This is a genomic window from Psychrobacter sp. MES7-P7E (genome assembly GCF_002863645.1).
Classification (GTDB): Bacteria; Pseudomonadota; Gammaproteobacteria; order Pseudomonadales; family Moraxellaceae; genus Psychrobacter.
Genome location: NZ_PJBU01000108.1, coordinates 16,095 through 39,536, shown reverse-complemented (window position 1 = coordinate 39,536; position 23,442 = coordinate 16,095). Strand labels below are relative to the sequence as shown.

Here is a 23,442-nt window from a genome sequence, read left to right as displayed (position 1 = left end):
CTTATTTCAAAAGTATAATATATTATTAGATATATCTTATGATAAATCGTCATAAGGACAAATAACGTACATATGTTAGTGTAGTATGCCTTTGTCTCTCAGGTAGCTCACCTTATTTAAGTGAATCTCATATGACCTTCTCAGAGACATTCAAACCAATGACACCGTTAAAGGACACCGGGACATGTCGTTTTGACTATCCAGAAGTGTTCGTGTTGATACTGACGGTTGTTTTGCGTGCTATATACTACGACTTCCGCTCTATCTCAATGGCACTATTGGTTATTATTACATTGCCAAGCCTTATGATCCTGATATATAACTACCGACGCCAGACCAGCTTTTGGACGTCTAATATCGTTATTATTCTATTATCGGTTGTCATTGGCTCGCTACAATGCTGTACGGTCATATCAATCAGTTTGGCTGCTTTGATTGGTGTACGTATCATTCTTAGCCGACCTGAGAATCACCTCAGACTGTTATCTGTATCTGTTGTGACTATCATTGTGTTTTTCTACGTTAGCACAGTCTTAAATGCAGACAGTATGGACTTTGATGAAGGCTTATTACCATTGATAGTAATGGTGGCAAGTCTAGGCGTTATTTTATACCAGTTCTGGCGTATCTATCAGCAACATATTACTTTTAAAGTACGTACCCATCAGGCTAGTGGACGCCTGAACACAATGGTATCAGTGATCAATAAGCTTACCCGTTTTGTACCACCACAAATTTGGGAGCCTATTGTCAAATCGGATAGCCCTGTTAGGGTTTCTAATAAACGCGCAAAAATAACTATCATGTTTTCGGATATTGTCGGTTTTACCGAGTTGTCTGATAGTCTAAGTTCTGATAATTTAGCAGATATTCTCAATACTTATATGCATTGCATGACATCGATTGCTGACAAACACGGTGCAGTACTTGATAAGTTCATTGGTGATGGCATGGTATGTTTCTTTGGTGAACCGAATAGCCGCGGCTCGCGTCAAGATGCACTAGATTGTGTGGCGATGGCAATCGATATGCGCCGGGAAATGCGTACTTTACGCCAAAAATGGCGGCTAATGGGATTTGAAGGCTTATATATACGTGTTGGTATCACAACTGGCTACTGTCACGTTGGTAATTTTGGTAGTAATAGTCGATTAAGCTATACCATCATTGGCAAAGAAGCCAACCTAGCCTCTAGGCTTGAGTCTTGTGCGGGCAAAGATCAGATATTGGTCAGTGAAAGCACTTACGATTATATATGCCATAACTATGAGTGTGAGCACGTTGCCGCATTTTGCTTGAAGGGAATTGATGAAAAGGTCGATGCATGGCAAGTACTTGACCCTAGTGCCAGTACAGGTCATTTATCTAAATGGGTCGACCACACATTGCCTGGTTTTAATTTGCATTTGAATTTCAAAGATATGAAAGACAATGATTATCAAGATATTAGAGCTCGTTTAAATTTTGCGCTGGAACGCATCGAGCAAGAGGAAGAAAAAGTAGTAAAGAGTATAGCTGCAGGAAGTAAGCGTGAGAATGCCAATCGCAAGTAAGCGTTTCAAGTCTATCGTCTTAAAATCATATATAGAGAAAGGCCAGCTATCACATAGCTGGCCTTTTTTATCTTAACTAGAAAGAATCATCAGTGTTTAATGATTTTCTTTAGCATGATTAAGGGTATATTTAGGAACTTCGATGGTCAAATCCTCGTCATCAAGCATGACCTGACAAGATAAACGTGAATCAGGCTCTAGTCCCCAAGCACGATCAAGTAGATCAGCTTCGATATCATCCATCTCATCCAAACTGTTGAAACCCTTACGTACTACAACATGGCATGTAGTACAAGCTTTCGACATCTCACAGGCATGCTCGATTTTAATGCCTTTTTCTAGTAGTGCTTTGCATAAGTTTTCACCAGCTTGCAACTCAACTTCTGCGCCTTCAGGGCAGATTTCGTGATGGGGTAGTACGGTAACTTTTGGCATAAATTATCTGTCCGATGCTAATCAATTTAAAAAATATTAGAAATTAGCTTAACGTGTTAGCTAAGCTATATATGTCGATGTATTTATTACCAGTCTTTGGCACTAGTACCTGCCATACTGGTCTTGACGCTTTGATTCATAATACGTGCAGCAAAGGCATCACTATGTGGCTTGAGCTGTGCTTGTTGTGCTTCAATAAGCGCTAAGTCATCAGTGCTAAGAGAGTTACGTAGCGCTTGTATATGCTCTGCTAGTGACTGTTGTTCTTCAGTAGAAAGCAACGCCGCAAATTCGTTAAGTGCCGACTCTAGGGCAAGTACTTCACGTTCCGCTTCTACTTTGGTCTCAATTAAAGAACGCGCGTTTTTGTCTTCTTCAGCGTGTTTGAACCCTGCAATGAGCAACTGTTCTTTTTGCTCATCTGATAGACCATAAGAAGGCACAATCTCAATTTTGCTTTCTGTTTTGGTCGTAGTTTCTTGTGCACTGACAGTAAGCTGACCGTTGGCATCGATACTAAAGGTAACTTCGATACGAGCAAACCCAGCTTTCATTGGCGGGATGCCATACAGCTCAAAACGTCCAAGTGAGCGACAGTTTTCTACCGTTTCACGCTCACCTTGCACCACGTGTATCACCATGCCTGTTTGACCGTCTTGATACGTGGTAAACACTTGACGTTTCTTCACAGGGATAGGCGTGTTGCGTGGGATGAGTACTTCAACCAAACCGCCCATGGTCTCAAGACCTAATGATAATGGCGTCACATCCAATAATAATAAATTGTTGTCACTATCACCATTCACCAATTGATGAGCAGTTTGGGCAGCGCCCAAGGCAACAACCTCATCTGGATTCAGACGACAAAGTGGCTGCTTAGCAAAAAACTCAGTCACGACTTGCTGTACGGCAGGCATACGAGTCGAGCCGCCCACTAAAATAACTTCATCTAGATCTGTAGTAGACAGCTTGGCATCGCGTAGGACTTGTTCGCACACGCTTAGGGTACGGCGGCTAACAGGCTCTACGATAGTTAGCACGTCTGTACGGCTTAATACGCCTTGATAAGACTGACCATTGACAACCACATTGATGTCCACTTGCTCAGCATCAGTCAATGCTTGTTTATAAGCTTTTGCTTGTTGAGCTAGTATTGATTTGTCGTGCAGGCTTACGTCTTTTGGATCGATATTTAATTGTTTAATAATCCAATTGGTAATAAGACGATCGATATCATCGCCGCCTAGTGCGCTATTACCACCAGTTGCCAACACTTCAAAGACACCGTCGGTAAGCTTTAAGATAGAAACGTCAAAAGTACCACCGCCCAAATCATAGATTAAGTAATAGCTCTCTTTTTTACTGTCTTCTGATGATTGGTCAAGCCCGTAAGCGACCGCAGCGGCCGTTGGTTCATTCAACAAGCGAAGTACGTTGATACCCGCTGCTTGTGCAGCATCTTTGGTTGCTTGACGCTGTGCTTCATCAAAATAAGCGGGAACTGTAATCACAGCACCCTCGATGCTATCTGCAGGTAAGGCACTTGCTGCACGTTGCTCAAGAGCGGCTAAGATACGCGCTGATACTGCAACAGGAGACACCTCACCTTGAGCCGTTACAAAGGCGGGCATATCATCTTTATTACCAGATAACTCATAAGGATGAGAGAATTTGATATCAGCTTGACTACGACCCATAAAACGCTTAGCCGAGACGATCGTATTTTTTGGATCATCTGCTAAATGAGCTAGGGCGTCATAGCCAACCAATGGCGTACCAGTAGCTGGATAATAGACAACAGACGGTAATAATGTATCTGTCGCTGCGCCTGCCTCTAAGACTTGTGCCTTACCTGAACGCACCACAGCAACCAACGATCGTGTAGTACCAAGGTCGATGCCCAAGCCAAATTTATGTTGGTGAGGTTGAGCGCTTTGATTGGGTTCAGCAATTTGCATTAAAGACATAAGGATAACTCAGAGATAAAATGAATAAGTGAAATGGAGCAAATATAGCATATGCAGTACGAGAGCTTAACGTCAGTAATCTCACTCCATGGAATACGGATTCTGACAGTTTAATGCGCTTAGACTCAAAGATTATACGGTATCACGGTCACTATTTTAACCAAATATATAGAATTTAGCTTGTTAGTGAAAGCCATAACCACAGATGTTTAGACGTATAGGTCATCGTCATCTGAATGCGATGCATTTGCAACGTCATCAAGCCCCGTCGTCACATCAGCATTTAGCTTAACTAAAAATTTTAGCTTCTGTGTCGCATCAATCGCTGTTTGCCAATCTTGATTTTGATAAGCACTATTAAAGCGCTCAGATTGATTTGCTAGACGCTCTGTAATTTGAGGGTGTAATTGCTGCAAGGCTGCAAGATCTTTGTCTTCGATAGCATCATCTAGAGCCATACGCATCTGCATCGCATCTTCCAAAAAGTCTAAATCTGCGATTGAGTGCTCTATATTTTGTGCTTGATCCGCCATGTCTAATAAATAACCAGCACGGCTATCAGGAGCGCTTAGTGTTTGATACGCTTGATTGATTAAAGCGGACGCTTTTTCAGACTGCAGCTGTGCTTGAACCATATCGGTCTGATTTTTGGCGACATTATCAGGATGAAAGCGTTTTTGCAGCAATCGCAAACGTTGCTCTAGATTGCTTTGATTAATTTCAAATTGTACAGGCTGCTCAAATAGGGCAAAGAAGTTATCAAACTGTGGTTCTGAAGTAATATCTGTCATAATCTGATGCCTTGCTTTTTTATTTGTTTTTGAAGTCATGACCTAGCTAAGAATATTGAATCGCTCGGCTACTCAACTACATTAATATTTCTTCATAGCGATAGCAGAGATACTGCACTATTCTTATGAAAGCTTGCTGAGCATAAATCTATTAGTTTTCAGCCATTGAACAATTAAACGGTAAACGACTCACCGCAGCCACATTCACCTTTTTGGTTAGGGTTGGTGAATTTAAAGCCTTCGTTTAAACCTTCTTTTTCGTAATCCATCAACAAGCCGTCTAAATATACGAGGCTTTTAGGATCAATAAAGATGCTAACGCCGCGACTTTCATAACGGGTGTCGTTTTCATCAGGGGTATCTACAAACTCTAAAACGTAAGCCAAGCCCGAGCAACCCGCCGTACGGATACCAACTCGAATGCCTTCGCCTTTGCCGCGATTGTCCAAAAAATCTCGAACATGCTGAGCGGCGCGTTCTGTCATTTCAATCATGCCAACTCCCATTGACTATTAATCATAAATATCAATAAAAAAATCTAGATAAACTGACAACCAGAATTACAAGATTGCCAAAACAATAGGCTTGCGACTATTAGAAAACAAAAGGTGACAATTACATAAGTGTCATTGTCACCTCTTTAGCGTCAGTAGCGATTACACATTGCTACTTTAGCGTTGCTAGTACAACGTAGCGCATACGCTAGCAGGTTTAGCCTAGCTTAGATCGCAGCTTCTTCTGCTGGAGCTGCTACGCCATGCTTGCCTTTATAGTCGCTAATAGCGGCTTTAATAGCGTCTTCTGCAAGTACAGAGCAATGCACCTTTACTGGTGGTAATGCTAGCTCTTGAGCGATATCGTTGTTTTTGATTTCGCCAGCTTGATCCAAGCTTTTGCCTTTTAGCCACTCAGTAACAAGCGAGCTTGAGGCAATCGCTGAACCGCAACCATAAGTCTTGAAACGTGCATCTTCGATAATACCATTATCGTCGACTTGGATTTGTAGACGCATTACATCGCCACATGCTGGGGCACCGACCATACCAGTACCAACGTTCTTGGCGTTTTTATCAAGATTACCAACGTTGCGTGGGTTTTCGTAATGATCAATAACTTGGTCACTATAGGCCATGGGGTTTTCTCCTAGTTAGATGATGAGTAGTTGTTTAGCAACTTTAAATGTCTAACTACTCATCGATAATTGGGGTCAAACGCTTAATTTAATTGTCTGATCAATTGTTTAATAAATATATTGCTAGCTATACTAAAAAGCCATATTAGAAATTAGTGCTCAGCCCACTCGACTGAATTTAGATCAACACCTTCTTGATACATATCCCAAAGTGGTGATAGGGCACGTAGTTTATCAACAGCTTCATGCATCTGCTTGATAACAGTATCGATATCTTCTTCAGTGGTATAACGGCCGAAGCTGAAACGGATTGAGCTATGTGCCAATTCATCTGGGCGACCGATTGCACGTAGTACATATGATGGCTCAAGCGTTGCTGAGGTACAGGCTGAACCTGATGATACAGCTAAGTCTTTAAGTGACATCATCAATGACTCGCCTTCAACGAAGTTAAAGCTGATGTTTACAATATTTGGTACGCTATTCTCAAGATCACCGTTTAAGTAAATCTCTTCGATATCTTGTAGGCCATCCCAAAGTTTTTGACGTAATTTGGCTGCATGTGCATGGTCAGCTTCATAGCTTTCATTAGCCAAAGCAAATGCTGCGCCTAGACCAACGATCTGATGCGTTGGTAGTGTACCTGAACGCATACCGCGCTCATGACCACCGCCATGTTGCTCAGCTTTCAAGCGAATACGTGGCTTACGACGAACAAACAATGCGCCGATACCTTTAGGGCCGTATGCTTTATGACCTGAGAAGCTCATCAAATCAATTTTCATTTCTTCAAGATTGATTTTTACTTTGCCAACAGACTGAGCGCCATCAACATGGAAAACTACGCCAGCTTCGCGAGTGATTTCACCAATCGCTGCAACATCAGTAATAGTACCAAGCTCATTGTTCACCATCATAAGTGATACTAAAATAGTATCATCACGCAGTGCTTCTTTTACTTGCTCTGGCAGAATAAGACCTGTGCTTGGCTGTGGCTCAAGATACGTAATCTCAAAACCTTCTTGCTCAAGCTCACGGCAGGTATCTAATACAGCTTTGTGCTCAATTTTACTGGTAATGATATGTTTGCCACGAGACTGATAAAAATGTGCCGCACCTTTAATGGCTAGGTTGTCAGACTCAGTCGCACCAGAAGTAAAGACGATTTCGCGTGGATCAGCGTTGATAACTTCAGCAACTTGACCGCGAGCAGTTTCTACTGCTTCTTCCGCTTGCCAGCCGTAACCATGTGAACGTGAAGCTGGGTTACCAAAGACACCATCTACAGTCAAATACTCGCTCATTTTAGCAGCTACTGATTTAGCAACTGGGGTAGTGGCGGCATAATCTAAGTATATAAGGTTGTTATGTTGGCTCATGCTGGGTTTGCCTCGCTGTTCGATAGAGTAATAGTATTAATGTCTTTTATGGAAATATCTTTTGTAGAGGTGTGCTGACGCTCTGAGACTGACTGCACATTTTCCATATCTAATAATTGCGCTAATGTTATATTTTTCAAGTACTGTTCGATATGATTTGATAGTGCACACCACAGATCGTGAGTTAGGCACATTGTACCACCTTGACAGTCACCGCGTCCTTCACACTGCATCGCGTTTACTGACTCATCAACCGCAGATATGATGCTCATCACATCTATCTCATTCAATGGCTTAGCTAGGTGATAACCACCTGCAGCACCGCGAATACTCGTGACAAGGCCGCGTTTGCGAAGTTTAGAAAATAACTGTTCAAGATACGAGATTGAAATCGATTGCCGTTTGGCGATATCGGATAACGATACAGCACTGTCTTGTTGGCTGGTCTGTAATGCCAAATCTAATAATGCGGTAACAGCGTATCTGCCCCGAGTAGTCAAACGCATGTGTTATCTCCAAACTTGATGTCATTTATGTTTAACAACGATCTTAGCCGAAAGTCTTAATAAGTACTCATAAGATAAAAAGAGCAACCAATAATACGTCAGCTAAGTTTTGTCTTGTCGTTATTGAACAACAGATGATTAACCCGATGTGTGCAACGATTAAGGTAATTATACTTAATCCCGAGTAATTTAGTCAAGATTAAAGTGTGGTTCAATGGTTAATCAAGCTTATTGCTGTAATTGATAAAAATAATGATGTTTAGAAAAGATATATGAGTGAGACATAAGCAGCTTAATTTGTCTGCTACAGATACGTTTGACGAAGTAAAAAATAAGCGTTCAATATCTATAGAAGACATTGAACGCTTATTTATAGGTAATTCAACGAAGCAAAACTAATTCATCAATAGTGCGATGATTGAACCGATCATAATGACAAGGGCAACAACAGTGACAATCATCAACATCTTTTGCTTGCTTTGAAGCTCTCTCACGGTTGTTTCAAGTTCACGGTTTTTAATGGTCAAGGTATTGATCTGTGTTTGCTGTTCTTTAATACGCAGTTTGTAGTTGTTCTTTTTTTCTTCCAAGTCAGCTTCTGTAGGTTTGGTTTTAGCTTTACCACCCTTTATCTTTTTGATCAGCCCCTGAATCAAGCTGCCAAGCCCAAGTTGCATAATAAACTGTTTAACCAGTTGTACTTGAATCGACTCACCGCGCATCTGTAGCTTTTCAGTGGTTTCGCTATCATGAGTGGTGATGGCGTTGATAACTTGAATGCTGTAGGCATTGATAACCACGTCAGGCTCACTACGACCAATCGGCAGCTGAGCATCTAGTAACACGCCTTTGGTACTAAAGGTGGCAAATACTTCTACATGCGGTAAATACAGGCGAAGCGCCACCACGGTGCCTTGCTTAGCAAGCGGATAAGCGGCCTTACGCAATTCAGGATCCAAACGTAACAATAATGTCAGCGCCGACTCGATAAATACTAAAATGATATTAAGAAAAGAGTGAGACAACGTAGAACGCTTCATGTAAGTAATCCGTTTTTTATTTAGCAAGTTTTAGATATTTAGCAAACAGAAGTCTGTATTTGCCCAATACTTGCAGTGATATTTTGCTTATAGTAACGTCTTTATAATAAAAAGTAACGCTAGTTTCTGTAGTGGCTAAACTATTACATTACAATTTAGCAGTCAATAAAGACACTCTTATTTATGACCAGTAATATACAAACTTAATGCATAGCAATGCACAGACGGCAATTGACAAATCTGACAAAGCGTAGAAAATAGGAAAGCCAATCGTCTCAGTTATACAGAGCCACTTATATATAAGTTCCTAACGCTTTGCGTAACATTAGGTGTCAAATACGTAGTGTAGAGCACAAAAATATGTAAAATCGCTTGCGCTCCTTATGCTGCCTTGATATAAAGACGATAACAAAGAAGAACCTGTTAATGCGCCAGTTAGGTAGTTTTTATTGCGTAAGCACCATGAGAGCGTTACAATACTTGGCGTGAGCATTTATTACCCCCTTAAACTTGAAGGAAATTTTATGAATAAGTCAGAATTAATTGATAGCATCGCAGACAAAAGTGGTCTAAATAAAACCCAAGCTGGTGATGCACTAAACGCTGTTATGGAAAGTGTTGGCGAAGCGCTAGAAGCTGGCGATAGCATCTCATTAGTTGGCTTTGGTACTTTCAGTGTAAAAGATCGCAAAGCACGCACTGGTCGCAACCCTAAGACTGGCGAAGAGCTAAGCATTCCAGCAAGCAAAGTACCAAGCTTCAAAGCTGGTAAAAACTTAAAAGAGCGCTTGAATTAAGCCGCCTTTTTAAGCATAAAATGATAGTCGGTGGTCTATAGCTGAAGTAATGAGCTAACCATCGAAGAGAGCACCTAATATTTAGGTGCTTTTTTTATCGCTATAGTTTGTATCATGCGTCGTGAATATTTTGAGTCTGCATGAAAAATCACGTATCATAGGGCGCGCGATAGGTGTGTCATTTAAGTCAGATTTCTTTAGTAAATTTTGTTTTTTACTATAAAATGCATACGCTCTTACTCTTACCATTGCTAGCTTAAATAGTACTGATATTGACAGGTTGCACTCAACAGCTCCTAACAGTATTACAATGGTTTTTCATCAATATAGGTTAATAAAGCAGAGATAACTATGGATAAATTGCGCGATTTCTTAAAAAGCTGGCCAGGTCGCATTTTATTGATTTTATGCCTATCGCCGCTCGCTCTCTTGGGTGTCGAAAGCTATTTTGGCGGCAACGTCGATCCCAACCAGATTGCGCAGGTAGGTGAGGCAAGCGTAGGACTGTCCGAGTATCAAACTGCTGTCAATAGCCGTCGTTCTGAAGTATTAGAGCAAGTTGAAGATGCCAGCTTATTGAATGAAGATGTGCTTCATGAGCAAGTATTAAAGGGTCTAATCGACCGTACGTTGTTAGAGCAGCAAGCAGGTAAGCTTGGTATGACAGTGTCTGACGACACGATCAATCGTTTGCTGCGTCAAGAAGAAATATTCCAAGATGCAGAAGGTAACTTTTCAAACGATCAGTTCTCAAACTTCTTGCGTCAGCGCGGCATGACCAAAAATCAACTATTTGCAGAATTTCGCAATCAGTTAAGCTTGGATCAATTGAACGCCAGTATTGTTGGGACGGCCGTCTATCCTATGCAAGCGGTCAGTCAATTGATTGACTTGCAACTTGAGTCGCGCAACGTTTGGGTGCATCGCTTTAATTGGCAAGACTATGCTGACAAAGTTAAGCTTAGTAAAGCAGACATTCAATCATACTATGATGCCAACAAAGACACATTGAAAAGTGCAGCGATGGTTGACTTGGCTTATATCCAGCTTAGCCCGCAAACTATCAAGGTTGATGAAGTAACCGCAGAAGAGTTGCAGCAGCAGTATGAAGCATATAAGCAGAGCATTGCGGCTACTGATGAGCGTAAAGTCAGTCAGATACTGTTTACTGGTAAAGATGCTAAGACACGAGCCGATAAAGTGAAAGCGCGTCTGAATAAAGGTGAAGCGTTTGCTGCGCTTGCTAAAGCAGAGTCGGATGATCCATCAGGTGAAACAGGTGGTGATATCGGACGCTTTAATCCGTCAGTGTTTGGCAGTGACGCGGATACTGTGCAAGAGGCACTAGAAGGGTTGAGCGTTGGTGATGTGACTGCGCCTATCAAGACTAGCTTTGGTTATCAGATATTTACGGTTACTGAAGATAATGGCAAAAAAATTCCAAGTCTAGACAGTATGCGTGAAGAGCTAACTGCGAAAGCAAAAGAGTATAAACGTCAGGAAATCTATGCTGATAAAGTGACATCAATCAATGATTTGGCAGCAGATGGTTTCAGTATCGAAGATATTGCACAGCAAGAAAACGTCAGCCTCAAGCGTATCAAAGATTATCGTAAAGTGAACAACAAATCAGCACTGCCGCAACCAGTAGTGGTTAAGCAGGCCTTTGATGAGTTTACTATTCAAGATCAGGCGGTAACGGCAGGCGTAGAAGTTGGCAACGGTACCGTATGGTTACAGCCAAGCAATTATCGTCCTACTAAGACGCTTGCTCTAGCAAATGCAACTCCAAGAATCACTCAAATACTCCGTCAGCAGAAAGCGACAGCATTAGCTTTAAAAGATGCTAAAGCATTGGCTGCTGGTATCAAGACGCCAGCTGATATAAGTAAGCAGTCGGTTAGTTTCCAAGCACTGGGTGAGATTAACCGTCAAACGACGCAGCTAACGGACAAAGAGCGTGGATTGGCCTTTAGCCAGCAAGCCGCTGATAATGGCGTCGTCGCGATTGCTAGTGAGACTGAGATGGGTGCAACGCTACTGGTTGGAGACCGTATTAAAACTGAGCAGCAGTCACCACTGTCTGATATGCAACGAGCGCAAACAGCCAGTATCATTCGTGACAATTTAGGCCAAGACCAGTTGCAAGACTATTTGGACTATCTACGTATGGTGTATACGGTTGAGATTAATGAAAGCAACATGGCAAACGCACAAGGCCGCTAAGTATTTGCTAGATTCTTATTTTTATTCTTATTTTTAGACGTAAAAAAGCCACCGTATCAATTGATACAGTGGCTTTTTTTTGGGTGATGCTTTAACGATAATTATCACGAATATTATATAGACTGAAAGTTAGTCGCATTAATAAATACAGCTGCTGCGACTAATTCCAGTCTTAAATTAATAGGTGATTGTTTAATGGCGGAAATGGCGCATACCCGTGAATACCATCGCGATACCATGCTCATTAGCAGCAGCAATGGTTTCGTCATCACGCATAGAACCACCTGGCTGAATGATAGCAGAGATACCTACTTCAGCAGCATTGTCGATGCCATCACGGAAAGGGAAGAACGCATCTGATGCCATAACAGCACCTTCAGTTGCTAGTCCAGCATGTTCTGCTTTGATAGCGGCAATACGTGCTGAGTTAACGCGGCTCATTTGGCCCGCGCCAACACCGATAGTACGTTGGCCTTTTGCGTAGACAATGGCATTAGATTTGACGTATTTTGCTACGTTCCAACTAAATAGTAGATCTGCCACTTGCGCTTCAGTTGGTTGTACATCAGTAACGATTTTTAGGTCGTTAGCCGTGATTAAACCAAGGTCTTGCTCTTGTACGAGTAAGCCACCGTTAACGCGCTTATAGTCAAGTTGGATATCACGCTGATCTGGTGCTGGTAGCTCGCCGCATACCAATACGCGTACGTTTTTCTTAGTAGCTGTCGCTTCAAGTACACCGTCTTCGATACTAGGTGCAATGATCACTTCTACAAACTGATTGTCGATAATGGCTTTTGCCGCAGCAAGCGTCAACGGACGGTTGAATGCGATGATACCACCAAAAGACGATTCAGGATCGGTGCTAAAAGCAGTACGATAAGCCGCTACTTGGTCATTATCAACCGCGACACCGCAAGGGTTGGCATGCTTAACGATAACGCAAGCAGGCGCGCTGAAAGCTTTAACGCACTCAAGCGCAGCATCGGTATCAGCGATGTTGTTATAAGATAGCGCTTTGCCTTGTAACTGCTTAGCTGTCGCGATTGAAGCTTGTTTGCTTTTTAAAGGCTGGTTTTCAGTATAGAAAGCCGCGTTTTGATGAGGGTTTTCACCGTAGCGTAGGTCTTGTACTTTTTCGAGCTGTACATTGAATGTACGTGGGAAGTTTTCTGGCTCTTGAGTTTCGTTGACACGGCTACCTAAGAAGTTTGCAATCATACCGTCGTACTGTGCCGTATGCTCAAACGCCTTTACTGCTAAGTCATAACGCAAAGCAGTTGTCAGTTCGGTGCCACCGTCTAACGCGTTAAGTACACGGTCATAATCAGCTGGATCAGTGACGATACCTACATGAGCGTGGTTTTTCGCTGCTGAACGCACCATGGTAGGGCCGCCAATATCGATGTTTTCGATAGCGTCGTTCATAGTCACGTCAGCACGTGCAATCGTTTCGGCAAACGGATATAAGTTCACGACGACCAAGTCGATACGTTCGATCGCATGATCACTCATTACTGCATCATCTGTACCGCGGCGTCCTAGGATGCCACCGTGAATCTTAGGATGTAGCGTTTTAACACGGCCATCCATCATTTCGGGAAAGCCTGTGTAATCTGATACTTCAGTCACGTCGACATTGTTTTCTGTGAGCAGACGATAAGTACCGCCAGTAGATAATAAACCAAAACCTGCTTTGAGAAGGCCTTGAGCAAACTCGACGATATTAGACTTATCGGAGACCGATAGTAGGGCAAGTGGGGTTGTACTCATAAGAAATTTTCCATAAAAAAAGCCTGACGTAAACGTCTGGCAAGGTGATGATGACAATGGTATGCCGTATCATGATAGATAAAGCGCGGAACATTTAATTGCCATACATAATGATAGTCAATGATGGGTAAGCTCATATAACAATGTTACATTAAATCATAGGTTTTCATTTTTTTGCGCAAAGTGCCTCGATTTAGGCCTAATATCTGAGCACATTTGGTTTGGTTGCCTCTTGTTTTTTCTAGGACGACAGATAAGAGAGGCTCTTCGACTTGCTTCAAAATCAGCTCATATAAATCAGTGGGCATCTCATCTCCTAGCATCGCAAAGTACTGACGTACCACACGCTCCACATGAACTCGTAGAGGTTGCTGCGCACTATTTGTATAGTGTTGACTAGCAAAATCAAAGCCGTGCGTAGGTGATTGGTATTCGTCTTTATTATAATCGGCAGGGTGCTCAGAGCTTTTAGCAAAATGATTAGCATTATGCTGTGCATGAGGTGCCATAAAATAATATCCTTGAGATGAAGAAAAATTCTGATTGTGAGGGGTCAGAACCATAGTATATCAAATTAATATCGCCTAGCGCTGATAGATTCATCGTTATCTTGGCTATCACGGTTTAATTGAAAATGAATTTACGGTGTATTTTCTACTCACGCTTATTTATATATGACACCCTAGTTTAATAAAGAGCGGTCATAGTAATGTCGCGAATTTGCGCATTAGCGACAGGGATAGTAAACAATAGCTGTCTATCTGTATTGGCCATTAACTGACTTTGCTTGCCTAATAAATAATCGTTTGGACCTGCAATAAACTCTCCAATAAGCTCATTTCTACCGTAAACGCTTATTTTTACATTTGGGTATAGTTGTGATTGCGGGCTGCCATTACTTAGAGTAGCGCCTATATCGCTAAATGTACCAGCAGTTTTAATCTGACTGCTTCTATGAAAGGTATTGCTGATGGTAAGCGCTGATAAATCTGCACTGGGCAAGCTGCAGGCAGCGACAGAGCATATCGATTGGAGACGCTGAGCATAGGTTGGGTTTTTGACTAAGTTCTCTAAGTTAAAAATAACATACTGAGCCGCGAGTAGCAGTGCTAGGACCAAACAACCTAATATCCATAATAATGATGCAATAGAACGTGTCGTTTGGGTTGGTGCAAACGGTAGCTGTGTTTTTCTTAAACGATCGTCGACAGCAGGCTCTTCATCTTTAACGGGTACTCCCATATCAGATAGAAGCTGTGATAAGTCTGTGTCATCTGGCGGTGTTTCTTCGTCTTGATTTTGTTCTTCTAATAGTTTTTGTAGCCATGAATTGTTATCACTACTCTCAACATTGGCATGAATATCATTGGCCGCTGCCGAGCTGAGCATGTTCTGTGTTGATGCTGATATTGTACTAGTAGATGGTTTCTTTGTTGATGGATTAGAGGTTTTGATAGTTTCTTTAGAAGAGGGCGCTTTTGGTTTTTCTGTGGTTGCTGCGCTAGGACTGGTATTACTGGCTTGGGTTAACCATGCATCCATATTATCTAAAGAGTCATACTCTTGAACGTCTTCTTCTGGCTCGTCTATATCCATATCGTCATAAATTAAGTCGTCATGAATCAAAGTATCAGATGATTTTTTCTTACTGATTGAAGATGTAGGGCGATTTGGCACATTTTGAGGTTTATGCTGATTACTATTAGTAGACGTTTTTTGCTCGTTCGAAATTGGTTGAGTTTGAGCTTTTTGTTGAGCAGGAATATTTTTTTGTGGTGTTGGTTTTTGAATGACCTCAGAATTTACCACAAGATGTTTATTGACCAAAAAACTTTGCTGGCACCGATCACAGCTGATGGTAGCATTGACTTGATTTAGTTGAGTTTGTTTAACGCTATAGCAAGCTTGGCAATGGGGGCATTGGGTTTCTATTGGCGTGGTCATAGAGGCGAATCCAAAAAAGTATGGTTATCAATACCGCTTAGCCACTCACCAATAGCGGCCCACAATACGCATTTTACTTATTTAATTTCGATGAATTGTAGGCAAAGACAGAGTGGCGTCAAACACATAACATTTGACTGCCCTCTATCGTAACAGATGTAATTAAATGTTGCTAGCTAGTAAATGTACCTGATAAACGTTGCCAATGCTGGTCTTCTTGCGCAGTAAAAGCATGCTTAGGATCGAGTGCAAAATATGGCTGATAAGCTTCAGTGACTTGCTCGGTTTGCGACTCAATCAAACCTGCCAAAACGATACGGCCCTTTGGCGCAACCAGTGTTGCAAAGTAAGGTGCTAAACCAATAAGCGGCTTTGCTAAAATATTGGCAACAATCACTTCTACAGGCAACACATCATGTTGCGAGCAGTACTCTGTAAATTCTTCTGGTAGAAATGCCTGTAAACGTTCGCCTACATTGTTGCGTACTGCATTCTGATTGGTAGCAAGTACCGCCTGCGGGTCAATATCGACTGCATATACCTGACGTGCACCCAATAGCAAAGCAGCAATCCCTAGAATACCTGAGCCACAACCATAATCGATAACCACTTTGTCTGTTAGGTCTTGCTCTGTTAGCCAGTCTAGGCATAGGCGAGTCGTAGCATGATAGCCAGTCCCAAATGCCAAACCTGGGTCCATAATGATATTGGTGGCTTCAGGGTTAGGCGGTGTTAGCCAGTCAGGCACAATCCATAGGTCATTAGCACATTCGATAGGATGATAGTTGCTCATCCATTCGCGCTCCCAGTCTTTATCATCAACAGCCGTTAGCCAGATACGAGTAGCCTGTACTTGTGCAGCAATTTCATGACTTAATTGCTCAACCGCTTGACGACTACCTGCATCAGTAGTCGCATCAAACAATCCTGTTAGTATCACCTCATCCCAAAGCGGCGATTCACCTGGAAGTGGCTCAAACAAAGGTTGATCGCCAGCATCGTCTAAAGCTATTGATAATGCGCCTGCTTCTAACAAAAGCGCTTCAGCCAAGTCGACGTTTGATTTTTCGCATTGTAAATGCAGTTGTTGCCATGCCATAAAGATAACCTTAAGCGGAAATAAAAATAAGTGTAGGTGTTAGGGAATACCCTAGATAAGTCTACATACAACGAAATTCATGATGTATATAGATGTTTTAACTAATGAATCTAAGAGGCACAAATACTCAGCTATTAGCGCAGTGCTTGTTTTGCTTCATTGACCACGCGTGAGTTACCCTGAGCTTGTCCTGATTGCAATATAACTTGCCATAGTGCTCGTCTACGACTGCTATCCTGAGAGACGCTAAGACCACGACGTGCCATCGCTTCTGCTTTACGAGGCTGGTTCTTTTTTAATGCTACTTGTGCCAAATAGAAGTATACCGCCGATGATTTGGGCGCTAGACGCTGTGCACGGGTAAAGCTGTTCTCGGCATTGGTTAGATTGCCCGCTTTCAACTGACTGATACCTACTTGCATCAAATTGCGAAACGCAGGTAGATTACTATTATTGCTTACAGATTGTTGAGTACGTTGCTGCGAGTTTCTTCTAGCGTGCTCAAGTAATTCATTATGCGACGGTACTGATGGTTCAGAGATTATATAGTCGTTACGAGAAGGTGCAATGATAACAGGATCAGGCTGCATCACTTCTGGAGCAGGAGGCGTAAATACAGGGGTTTCTTGCGTTAACGGATTTGGTGTTTCGGACTGTTCAACCGCATCGTAAGGCTCGGTTGGATAGTTGCTTTGATCATTTGCTTCCGTGATATGCGCTGGAGCAGTTGTCGTTGATGGCACGGTCGGTTGTGACGTTGGTAATGTTTGAACAGGCGTGGTTTGCACTGTAGTCGACGTGCTAGGTGCCGTCTGACAAGCACTTAGGCTTAGCATGCCAACGATCGCGCTGCCTGCAAGTAATGTATTGTTTGACGTGATTTTATTGCGCCATAGCACTATGGTTTGTTTTACTGAAGTAGTTGTCCGTAAAGATGACACCATCATGTTAAAACCTTTTTTAAATATTAAAAGCTAAATATCAAAAACACTATTAGAGCCATTCAACAGCTAGAACCACTCAATAGCTAGAACCATTCAACAGCACGGTCATACCAAGTATCAGCACGGTCTTCATCACCTTCACTTTGCTCGCTGCTACCTGCTGCATCATCAGATTCAACATTTGGAATCTCTAAACCTTCGCGGCGACGTTGTTGATTGATATCACCTTGCTGGTTCTGAAACTGTGTCTGTTCACGAGCGCGATCTTGCTGATACAGGCTCAGCGCACAACTGCTGGCTTCTTCTGGTAGGTGAGCTGACATTACTGGTAAGTAGCGAGCGTTAGCGCAGCGTTCATTAGACAGTTTGCCTGAATTGTTCTCTAGCCATAACCACTCGATACCTTCTGGCTCTGGTAGGGCAACTGGAGTCAGTTTTAGGCGTTTCATATAATCTACCCAAACTGGTAAGGCGCCAGTGCCACCACTTAAACCAATCGGTTTATTATCATCACGACCAACCCAAACGACACTCACATAGTTACCACTATAGCCTGCAAACCAAGCATCACGGTAGTCGTTTGTTGTACCTGTTTTTCCGGCTAGGTTTAAATTACTGCCGAGTGATTGGGCGCGTCTGGCTGTACCATTTGAGACGACTTGCTGTAATGCATAGTTGGTCAAAAAGTTGGTTTCAGGTGGAATACTGCGCTGAGTGTTAAGCCCAGTACGCTGTAAGATACGGCCGCGATCATCAATGACCGTACGAATACTATGAATAGGCGTACGGAAGCCACCAGTGGCAAAGACTTGATAAATGCCAAGCATATCCATCGGACTCAAATTAACTGAGCCTAACAATGCTGATGGGTAAGGTGGTATTTTTTCTTTGATACCCATGCGCTGTAATTGCTTAGCAAAGGTATTAACGCCGAACTCCATACCTAAGCGTACTGCCGCCTGATTATAGGATTGAGATAGTGCCGTGGTAAATGGTACATAGCCATGATCACGGTTGTCGTAGTTTTTAGGGTTCCAGTCAGTACCGTCGTTTAGATTGACCGTAATAGGGGAGTCATCTACTGAACTGGCTAAGTTATAACGACCGCTCTCAAGCGCAGTCATATAAATGATAGGTTTAAGCAATGAGCCGACTTGGCGTTTGGCATCGACCGCACGGTTAAACCCTGTAAATTCACTACCACTACCTACAACAGACACTAGCTCGCCAGTCTCAGGGTTGGCACTCACTAACGCGCCTTGTAAATCCTTAGTTTTGCTACTATTACGACGCAGCTCACCAAGTTTTCTATCAACGGCCTTGTCTGCTGCCAATTGAGCGATAGGGTCTAAGGTGCTGATAATAATCAGACCTTCGTTTTTGAGGTCGTCAGAATAGTAAACGGTATTTAGCTCACGTTTAACAATATCCAAGAAGTCAGGGAACTGACTTTTGCCTTCAGCAGGCTTATCCACGATGCCAAGCGGTTGCTTTAAGGCTTTGTCGTAGTCTTCTTGGCTCAGTGTACCCATGGTCAGCATGTTATTAAGCACCACATCACGGCGTGCTTTTGAGTCGTTTGGATTACGACGTGGGTTATAGATACTTGGGCCTTTTGCCATACCAACCAGCATCGCTTGCTGATCTAAGCGCAGCTCATTAAGTGGTTTGTCAAAATAAAACTGTGATGCCAAACCAAAGCCATTGATAGAGCGGTTGCCATTTTGACCCAGATAAATCTCATTCAAATAGGTCTGTAAAATTTCATCTTTGCTGTAATGCAGTTCAAGTAGCACGGCCATCAATGCTTCATTGGCTTTGCGTTTGATAGTGCGATCTGAGTTGAGATAAAAGTTTTTGATCAGCTGCTGGGTGATTGTCGAACCACCTTGTCTGGCACCACCAGTAAAGTTATTGATTACGGCACGGGCGATACCACGTACCGATACCCCTTTATGCTCATAAAACGCGCGATCTTCGGTAGCGATAAGGGCATCAATTAACGGCTGAGGCACTTCGTCCAAAGACACAACCATCCGATCTTCATTACTGTCTGGATAGATACCACCGATATTGACAGGCTCTAGACGAATGATGCCGCTTTTGGCAGGCAGAGTACTCTGGATAGATTCTACTTTATTGCCAGAAATTGTCATTTTGATGACTTGCTCGGCATCTTTATCATTGGCGCTATACGTAAAGCCGCGCGTGTGAATAAAGTAAGTATTACCTGTTCGATGATAGGTGCCTGTACGATCATAAGCTTTGTTGCTTTGATAATTAAGCAACTCTAGCCATGTCTTCATCGTATCTCTATCGACATTGGCACCTTGATACAGCTCAAGCGGCTGCGAATACACTTTGGCTGGAATGTCCCAGCGCTTGCCCTCAAACTTATGAGTAATGGTGCGATCAAGTTTGATCAAATATAGCGCCAACAGCACCATGCCTGCGATGATGATAATTAATAGCAGACTACTAAAGACCAAGCCGCGCTGCTGCGAGGGTAGCGTGTGCATAGCAGACTTAGATGACGCTGATAACTTGGTATTTGGTAACTTGTAATTAGGTTTTTGCACGGATGTCGCACCATTTTTGGATAAAAAACTGCCTCATAATGACGCAAATTGACAAATTTTTCAATCTATCATCGTCAACGCAGGCATTTATTGGTCGTAGACTATGAGCGATGATACTGCTCATAGCGATAGCTTATAGTATAATCCCTATTAAAATACCGATACTTGTAATAAAGCGTCAGTCACTTTCAATCTGGTAGATAAACGCCATATAAGATAACAATTTACGATTGCCCTCACGATGTATTTTGTATGAATTCGCTGTTGCTAATGGTTTGCTATTAGCCGTTCGTTATGAATACTATGCTACTAACAGTAGTAATATTCATGTGATTAAAAACGGCTCTATTGCATGACGTACAGTACAGTCAATACGAGCAAGTTTGCTTTAAATGAATGCATTTTAAGCAAGCCTGTCAAAGGAAGTAAGCGCGACTATGTCTAGTATCCCATCATCAGTATCATCTGCTACCAATCACTCTTATGAAGACACTTCTATCATCGAAGGCTTAGTGCTTCCGCTGGCTGACCACTGCTTTCACTGCGGCGATCCCGTACCTCAGCCACCGTTTTATGCTGAGATATTAGGTCAGTCACGAGAGATGTGTTGTATGGGCTGTCAGTTAGCTGCCCAAAGCATAGTAGAGGCTGGTCTTGAGCAGTATTATCTTGACCGATCGGAAATTAATCGTACGGCAAGTTTGCCAACTCAGCTGACGCGTCTTGAGGTCTACGATCATGACGAGATAAAATCACAGTTCGTTTACGCGCAAGATGGCATGTCAGTAGCAGAGCTGTCGGTTAATAACTTACGCTGTGCTGCCTGTACTTGGCTGATTGAGTCGCGTCTCGATGAGCTAGAGGGTATTGGTAAATGTCAGGTAAATCTGACCAACCAACGTATGCGGGTCATTTGGGATGAAAACAAATTACCCATCAGTCGTATTTTAGCGGTCATCAACGAAATCGGCTACGAAGCCAAGCCTTATCGCCAAGATACACACGAAGCCATGCTGGCACGTCATAACAATCAAATGCTATTGCGTCTCGGCATCGCTGCACTAGGTTCGATGCAAGCGATGATGTATGCCGTTGCGCTTTATTTTGGTGAGTATAGCGACATGTTGATATTCCAACGTGACTTTTTGCGTTGGGTGTCTTTATTTGTGAGTACGCCTGTATTTTTCTATGCTGGCATTCCTTTCTTCACCTCTGCATGGTCAGCAATTCGTGCGCGCCAAGTCAATATGGATGTGCCCGTCAGTCTTGCATTGATTATCACTTTCTTTGCCAGTCTCTACGCTACCATCACTGGGCAAGGGGAGACGTATTATGACTCGGTCAGCATGTTTATCTTCTTTCTGTTAGCAGGGCGTTATATCGAGCATAACGCACGTCTAAAAGCCGCGACTATGGCTAATGATTTGGTGGTGGTCGAGCCGGTATTGGTGCAAAAAGTCGCTGAAGACAAAGCAGCTGCCGAGCGTATTTTACAACTGCTGAAAGAAAATGAGTCTCAGCAAGATGAGCTTATTGAAAATGAAACTACTAAAGGTGAGTCGGCTACAGTAGAGCCGATGCCTGACTTTATGCAGCGTATGGACGCCAATGTTTATCAGCTCACATCGCGTATCGCTCAAGAATGGCAGCAGTCACGTAACCAACCGAATACGCAATCACAGCCCGAAGGCGATATAGAGTCAAAGCAAATGGTCACCGCTCATAGTTTACAAGTGGGCGACATCATTTTGGTTGAAGCGGGTTCTGAGATTATCAGTGATGGTATCTTGCTAAGTTCTACTGCAACGGTGTCACAAAGTCTACTGACGGGCGAGGGTGATTTAATCATCAAATCTCAAGGCGATTATATTGTCGGCGGTGCACAAAACGATAGCCAGCCGTTTGAGATGTTAGTCACCGCATTGCCAAAAGACAGCCAGATAGGCTTAATTGATCGATTGATGAATCGTGCCATGAGCGAAAAACCCAAATTGGCGCAACAAGCAGATAAGCTGGCACGTTGGTTTGTCGCGCGTATTTTGGTTTTATCCGTTTTGGTATTTGTTGGCTGGTATATCGTTGATCCAAGCCAAGCCATTTGGGCGACGGTGGCAGTCTTGGTCGCTACTTGTCCTTGTGCGCTATCGTTAGCGACGCCGATTGCCTTAACCGTCTCAACCAATCGTCTGGCAAGCTATGGTTTTTTGACGACGCGTGGACATACACTACAAACGCTAGCTGAAATCACACATGTTGCCTTTGACAAGACAGGAACACTGACTTATGGCAAACCAAATTTATTAAATATTGAGTTAATCACACCAAAAATCCAGAACGAAACTGTCGATTTATCATTAACAGCGCAAAAAGATACGCTGTTGGCCATTGCAGCTGCACTAGAAGTAGGGAGTCGTCATCCAATTGCCCACGCGTTACTGACGGCAGCCTATCAGTTACATCTACCATCGACGCAAGCCGTACAGCATTATCCAGCAGGCGGTGTAGAAGCGATGATTGATGGCACTGTATATCGAATCGGTCACAAGGACTTTGCGTTAGATAAAACAAATGACAGCGCCAATGATATAGATGCTAGTAATGATTTAACCATTGATCTGGTAGCTCAGCGAGCCAGCTCAGCAGTGGTATTGTCTTATCAAAATACTGATAGCAAAAAATGGCACGCGCTGGCATGCTTTTATTTCAATGACAAGGTACGTGATAGTGCGCAGTCGATGCTCGATACACTCAAAGAGCTAGGTATCGAGTCTGTTATGTTGACAGGTGATCCAAGCCCGCAAGCGCTAGTCATGGCTGAGAGTTTAGGTATGCAAGCTGCATACAATGGCCTATCACCGACTGATAAAGTCAATCATATTCAACAGCTACAGGCGCAAGGTGCGGTAGTATTGATGGTGGGTGATGGTATCAACGATGCACCAGTGCTAGCCGCAGCAGATGTGTCGACCTCGATTGCAGGTGCGGCAGACTTAGCACAAGTATCCAGTGATAGTATTATCTTAAATGGACAAATTGAGGCCATCACTGCGGCTAAACGTATCTCTGATAAGACGGAACGTATTATCAAGCAAAACTTCCGCTGGGCGCTCGCTTATAATAGTATCGTCCTGATACCAGCGGCTTTAGGCTATGTGCCACCATGGCTCGCTGCAATTGGTATGTCGCTCAGTTCGCTATTTGTCGTATTAAATGCATTGCGCTTAAAACGTGCTTAGTCTCTTTAAAAAGCATTCAATATAAACAGGTCTGTAAAGTT

Annotated in this window: 18 protein-coding genes; 4 read left to right on the top strand and 14 right to left on the bottom strand. The window is 42.9% G+C overall.

Annotation, left to right across the window (positions count from 1 at the left end; genetic code table 11):
• The first annotated feature begins 131 nt into the window (after positions 1-131).
• Positions 132-1,553, top strand: a complete 1,422-nt coding sequence (locus tag CXF62_RS10325; protein ID WP_197707710.1) for an adenylate/guanylate cyclase domain-containing protein — start codon at positions 132-134, stop codon at positions 1,551-1,553.
• Positions 1,554-1,649: 96 nt separating this feature from the next.
• On the opposite strand, the gene fdx is transcribed toward CXF62_RS10325, so the two are convergent.
• From fdx to CXF62_RS10285, 8 genes are all read right to left on the bottom strand, one after another.
• Positions 1,650-1,988: an ISC system 2Fe-2S type ferredoxin gene (gene fdx / locus CXF62_RS10320; protein ID WP_101206134.1), complete on the bottom strand. Its 339-nt coding sequence runs from the start codon at positions 1,986-1,988 to the stop codon at positions 1,650-1,652.
• Between the two features lie 86 nt (positions 1,989-2,074).
• On the bottom strand, positions 2,075-3,955 hold the full coding sequence (gene hscA / locus CXF62_RS10315) for a Fe-S protein assembly chaperone HscA (RefSeq protein WP_102094272.1): 1,881 nt from the start codon (positions 3,953-3,955) through the stop codon (positions 2,075-2,077).
• 209 nt (positions 3,956-4,164) lie between these two features.
• The gene (hscB, locus tag CXF62_RS10310) at positions 4,165-4,746 is read right to left on the bottom strand and encodes a Fe-S protein assembly co-chaperone HscB (RefSeq protein WP_102094270.1); all 582 of its coding nucleotides are present in this window, start codon (positions 4,744-4,746) and stop codon (positions 4,165-4,167) included.
• A gap of 173 nt (positions 4,747-4,919) precedes the next feature.
• Positions 4,920-5,240, bottom strand: coding sequence for an iron-sulfur cluster assembly protein IscA (gene iscA, locus CXF62_RS10305; protein ID WP_021814983.1), 321 nt, complete (start codon positions 5,238-5,240; stop codon positions 4,920-4,922).
• Positions 5,241-5,467: 227 nt separating this feature from the next.
• Complete coding sequence (gene iscU / locus CXF62_RS10300) at positions 5,468-5,878, bottom strand: Fe-S cluster assembly scaffold IscU (protein ID WP_057759218.1); 411 nt, start codon at positions 5,876-5,878, stop codon at positions 5,468-5,470.
• A gap of 152 nt (positions 5,879-6,030) precedes the next feature.
• Positions 6,031-7,257 (bottom strand): IscS subfamily cysteine desulfurase, encoded by a 1,227-nt coding sequence (locus tag CXF62_RS10295; protein ID WP_101206130.1) that lies wholly within the window; start codon positions 7,255-7,257, stop codon positions 6,031-6,033.
• Complete coding sequence (locus CXF62_RS10290) at positions 7,254-7,763, bottom strand: Rrf2 family transcriptional regulator (RefSeq protein ID WP_057759222.1); 510 nt, start codon at positions 7,761-7,763, stop codon at positions 7,254-7,256. The genes CXF62_RS10295 and CXF62_RS10290 overlap by 4 nt, the downstream gene beginning before the upstream one ends.
• Positions 7,764-8,158: 395 nt before the next feature.
• On the bottom strand, positions 8,159-8,803 hold the full coding sequence (locus CXF62_RS10285; protein ID WP_102094268.1) for a hypothetical protein: 645 nt from the start codon (positions 8,801-8,803) through the stop codon (positions 8,159-8,161).
• 524 nt (positions 8,804-9,327) lie between these two features.
• Here CXF62_RS10285 and CXF62_RS10280 point away from each other — a divergent pair.
• Both CXF62_RS10280 and CXF62_RS10275 read left to right on the top strand, forming a co-directional pair.
• Positions 9,328-9,600: an HU family DNA-binding protein gene (locus tag CXF62_RS10280; RefSeq protein ID WP_045445077.1), complete on the top strand. Its 273-nt coding sequence runs from the start codon at positions 9,328-9,330 to the stop codon at positions 9,598-9,600.
• 351 nt (positions 9,601-9,951) lie between these two features.
• Positions 9,952-11,826, top strand: coding sequence for a SurA N-terminal domain-containing protein (locus CXF62_RS10275; RefSeq protein ID WP_102094267.1), 1,875 nt, complete (start codon positions 9,952-9,954; stop codon positions 11,824-11,826).
• Positions 11,827-12,018: 192 nt separating this feature from the next.
• On the opposite strand, the gene purH is transcribed toward CXF62_RS10275, so the two are convergent.
• The 6 genes from purH to mrcB all read right to left on the bottom strand — a co-directional run bounded on the left by purH (position 12,019) and on the right by mrcB (position 20,165).
• Positions 12,019-13,599, bottom strand: a complete 1,581-nt coding sequence (gene purH / locus CXF62_RS10270) for a bifunctional phosphoribosylaminoimidazolecarboxamide formyltransferase/IMP cyclohydrolase (protein ID WP_102094265.1) — start codon at positions 13,597-13,599, stop codon at positions 12,019-12,021.
• Positions 13,600-13,745: 146 nt separating this feature from the next.
• Complete coding sequence (fis, locus tag CXF62_RS14935; RefSeq protein WP_057759230.1) at positions 13,746-14,108, bottom strand: DNA-binding transcriptional regulator Fis; 363 nt, start codon at positions 14,106-14,108, stop codon at positions 13,746-13,748.
• A gap of 178 nt (positions 14,109-14,286) precedes the next feature.
• Entirely contained in the window at positions 14,287-15,543 is a 1,257-nt protein-coding gene (locus tag CXF62_RS10260; RefSeq protein WP_102094264.1) for a DUF3426 domain-containing protein, read from the bottom strand.
• Positions 15,544-15,715: 172 nt separating this feature from the next.
• Positions 15,716-16,642 (bottom strand): 50S ribosomal protein L11 methyltransferase, encoded by a 927-nt coding sequence (gene prmA, locus CXF62_RS10255; RefSeq protein WP_102094262.1) that lies wholly within the window; start codon positions 16,640-16,642, stop codon positions 15,716-15,718.
• Positions 16,643-16,776: 134 nt separating this feature from the next.
• The gene (locus CXF62_RS10250) at positions 16,777-17,589 is read right to left on the bottom strand and encodes a tetratricopeptide repeat protein (RefSeq protein ID WP_228153215.1); all 813 of its coding nucleotides are present in this window, start codon (positions 17,587-17,589) and stop codon (positions 16,777-16,779) included.
• Between the two features lie 80 nt (positions 17,590-17,669).
• A complete protein-coding gene (gene mrcB / locus CXF62_RS10245; RefSeq protein ID WP_416220489.1) occupies positions 17,670-20,165 on the bottom strand; it encodes a penicillin-binding protein 1B in 2,496 nt (831 codons plus the stop codon).
• Positions 20,166-20,602: 437 nt separating this feature from the next.
• On the opposite strand from mrcB, the gene CXF62_RS10240 reads away from it, so the two are divergent.
• Positions 20,603-23,401, top strand: a complete 2,799-nt coding sequence (locus CXF62_RS10240) for a heavy metal translocating P-type ATPase (protein ID WP_102094261.1) — start codon at positions 20,603-20,605, stop codon at positions 23,399-23,401.
• Positions 23,402-23,442 lie beyond the last annotated feature (41 nt).

Excerpts from the sequence above, each read along its gene's own strand:
- CXF62_RS10325 (WP_197707710.1), top strand. The coding sequence starts at position 132 with ATGACCTTCTCAGAGACATTCAAACCAATGACACCGTTAAAGGACACC.
- fdx (WP_101206134.1), bottom strand. The coding sequence starts at position 1,988 with ATGCCAAAAGTTACCGTACTACCCCATCACGAAATCTGCCCTGAAGGC.
- hscA (WP_102094272.1), bottom strand. The coding sequence starts at position 3,955 with ATGTCTTTAATGCAAATTGCTGAACCCAATCAAAGCGCTCAACCTCAC.
- hscB (WP_102094270.1), bottom strand. The coding sequence starts at position 4,746 with ATGACAGATATTACTTCAGAACCACAGTTTGATAACTTCTTTGCCCTA.
- iscA (WP_021814983.1), bottom strand. The coding sequence starts at position 5,240 with ATGATTGAAATGACAGAACGCGCCGCTCAGCATGTTCGAGATTTTTTG.
- iscU (WP_057759218.1), bottom strand. The coding sequence starts at position 5,878 with ATGGCCTATAGTGACCAAGTTATTGATCATTACGAAAACCCACGCAAC.
- CXF62_RS10295 (WP_101206130.1), bottom strand. The coding sequence starts at position 7,257 with ATGAGCCAACATAACAACCTTATATACTTAGATTATGCCGCCACTACC.
- CXF62_RS10290 (WP_057759222.1), bottom strand. The coding sequence starts at position 7,763 with ATGCGTTTGACTACTCGGGGCAGATACGCTGTTACCGCATTATTAGAT.
- CXF62_RS10285 (WP_102094268.1), bottom strand. The coding sequence starts at position 8,803 with ATGAAGCGTTCTACGTTGTCTCACTCTTTTCTTAATATCATTTTAGTA.
- CXF62_RS10280 (WP_045445077.1), top strand. The coding sequence starts at position 9,328 with ATGAATAAGTCAGAATTAATTGATAGCATCGCAGACAAAAGTGGTCTA.
- CXF62_RS10275 (WP_102094267.1), top strand. The coding sequence starts at position 9,952 with ATGGATAAATTGCGCGATTTCTTAAAAAGCTGGCCAGGTCGCATTTTA.
- purH (WP_102094265.1), bottom strand. The coding sequence starts at position 13,599 with ATGAGTACAACCCCACTTGCCCTACTATCGGTCTCCGATAAGTCTAAT.
- fis (WP_057759230.1), bottom strand. The coding sequence starts at position 14,108 with ATGGCACCTCATGCACAGCATAATGCTAATCATTTTGCTAAAAGCTCT.
- CXF62_RS10260 (WP_102094264.1), bottom strand. The coding sequence starts at position 15,543 with ATGACCACGCCAATAGAAACCCAATGCCCCCATTGCCAAGCTTGCTAT.
- prmA (WP_102094262.1), bottom strand. The coding sequence starts at position 16,642 with ATGGCATGGCAACAACTGCATTTACAATGCGAAAAATCAAACGTCGAC.
- CXF62_RS10250 (WP_228153215.1), bottom strand. The coding sequence starts at position 17,589 with ATGATGGTGTCATCTTTACGGACAACTACTTCAGTAAAACAAACCATA.
- CXF62_RS10240 (WP_102094261.1), top strand. The coding sequence starts at position 20,603 with ATGTCTAGTATCCCATCATCAGTATCATCTGCTACCAATCACTCTTAT.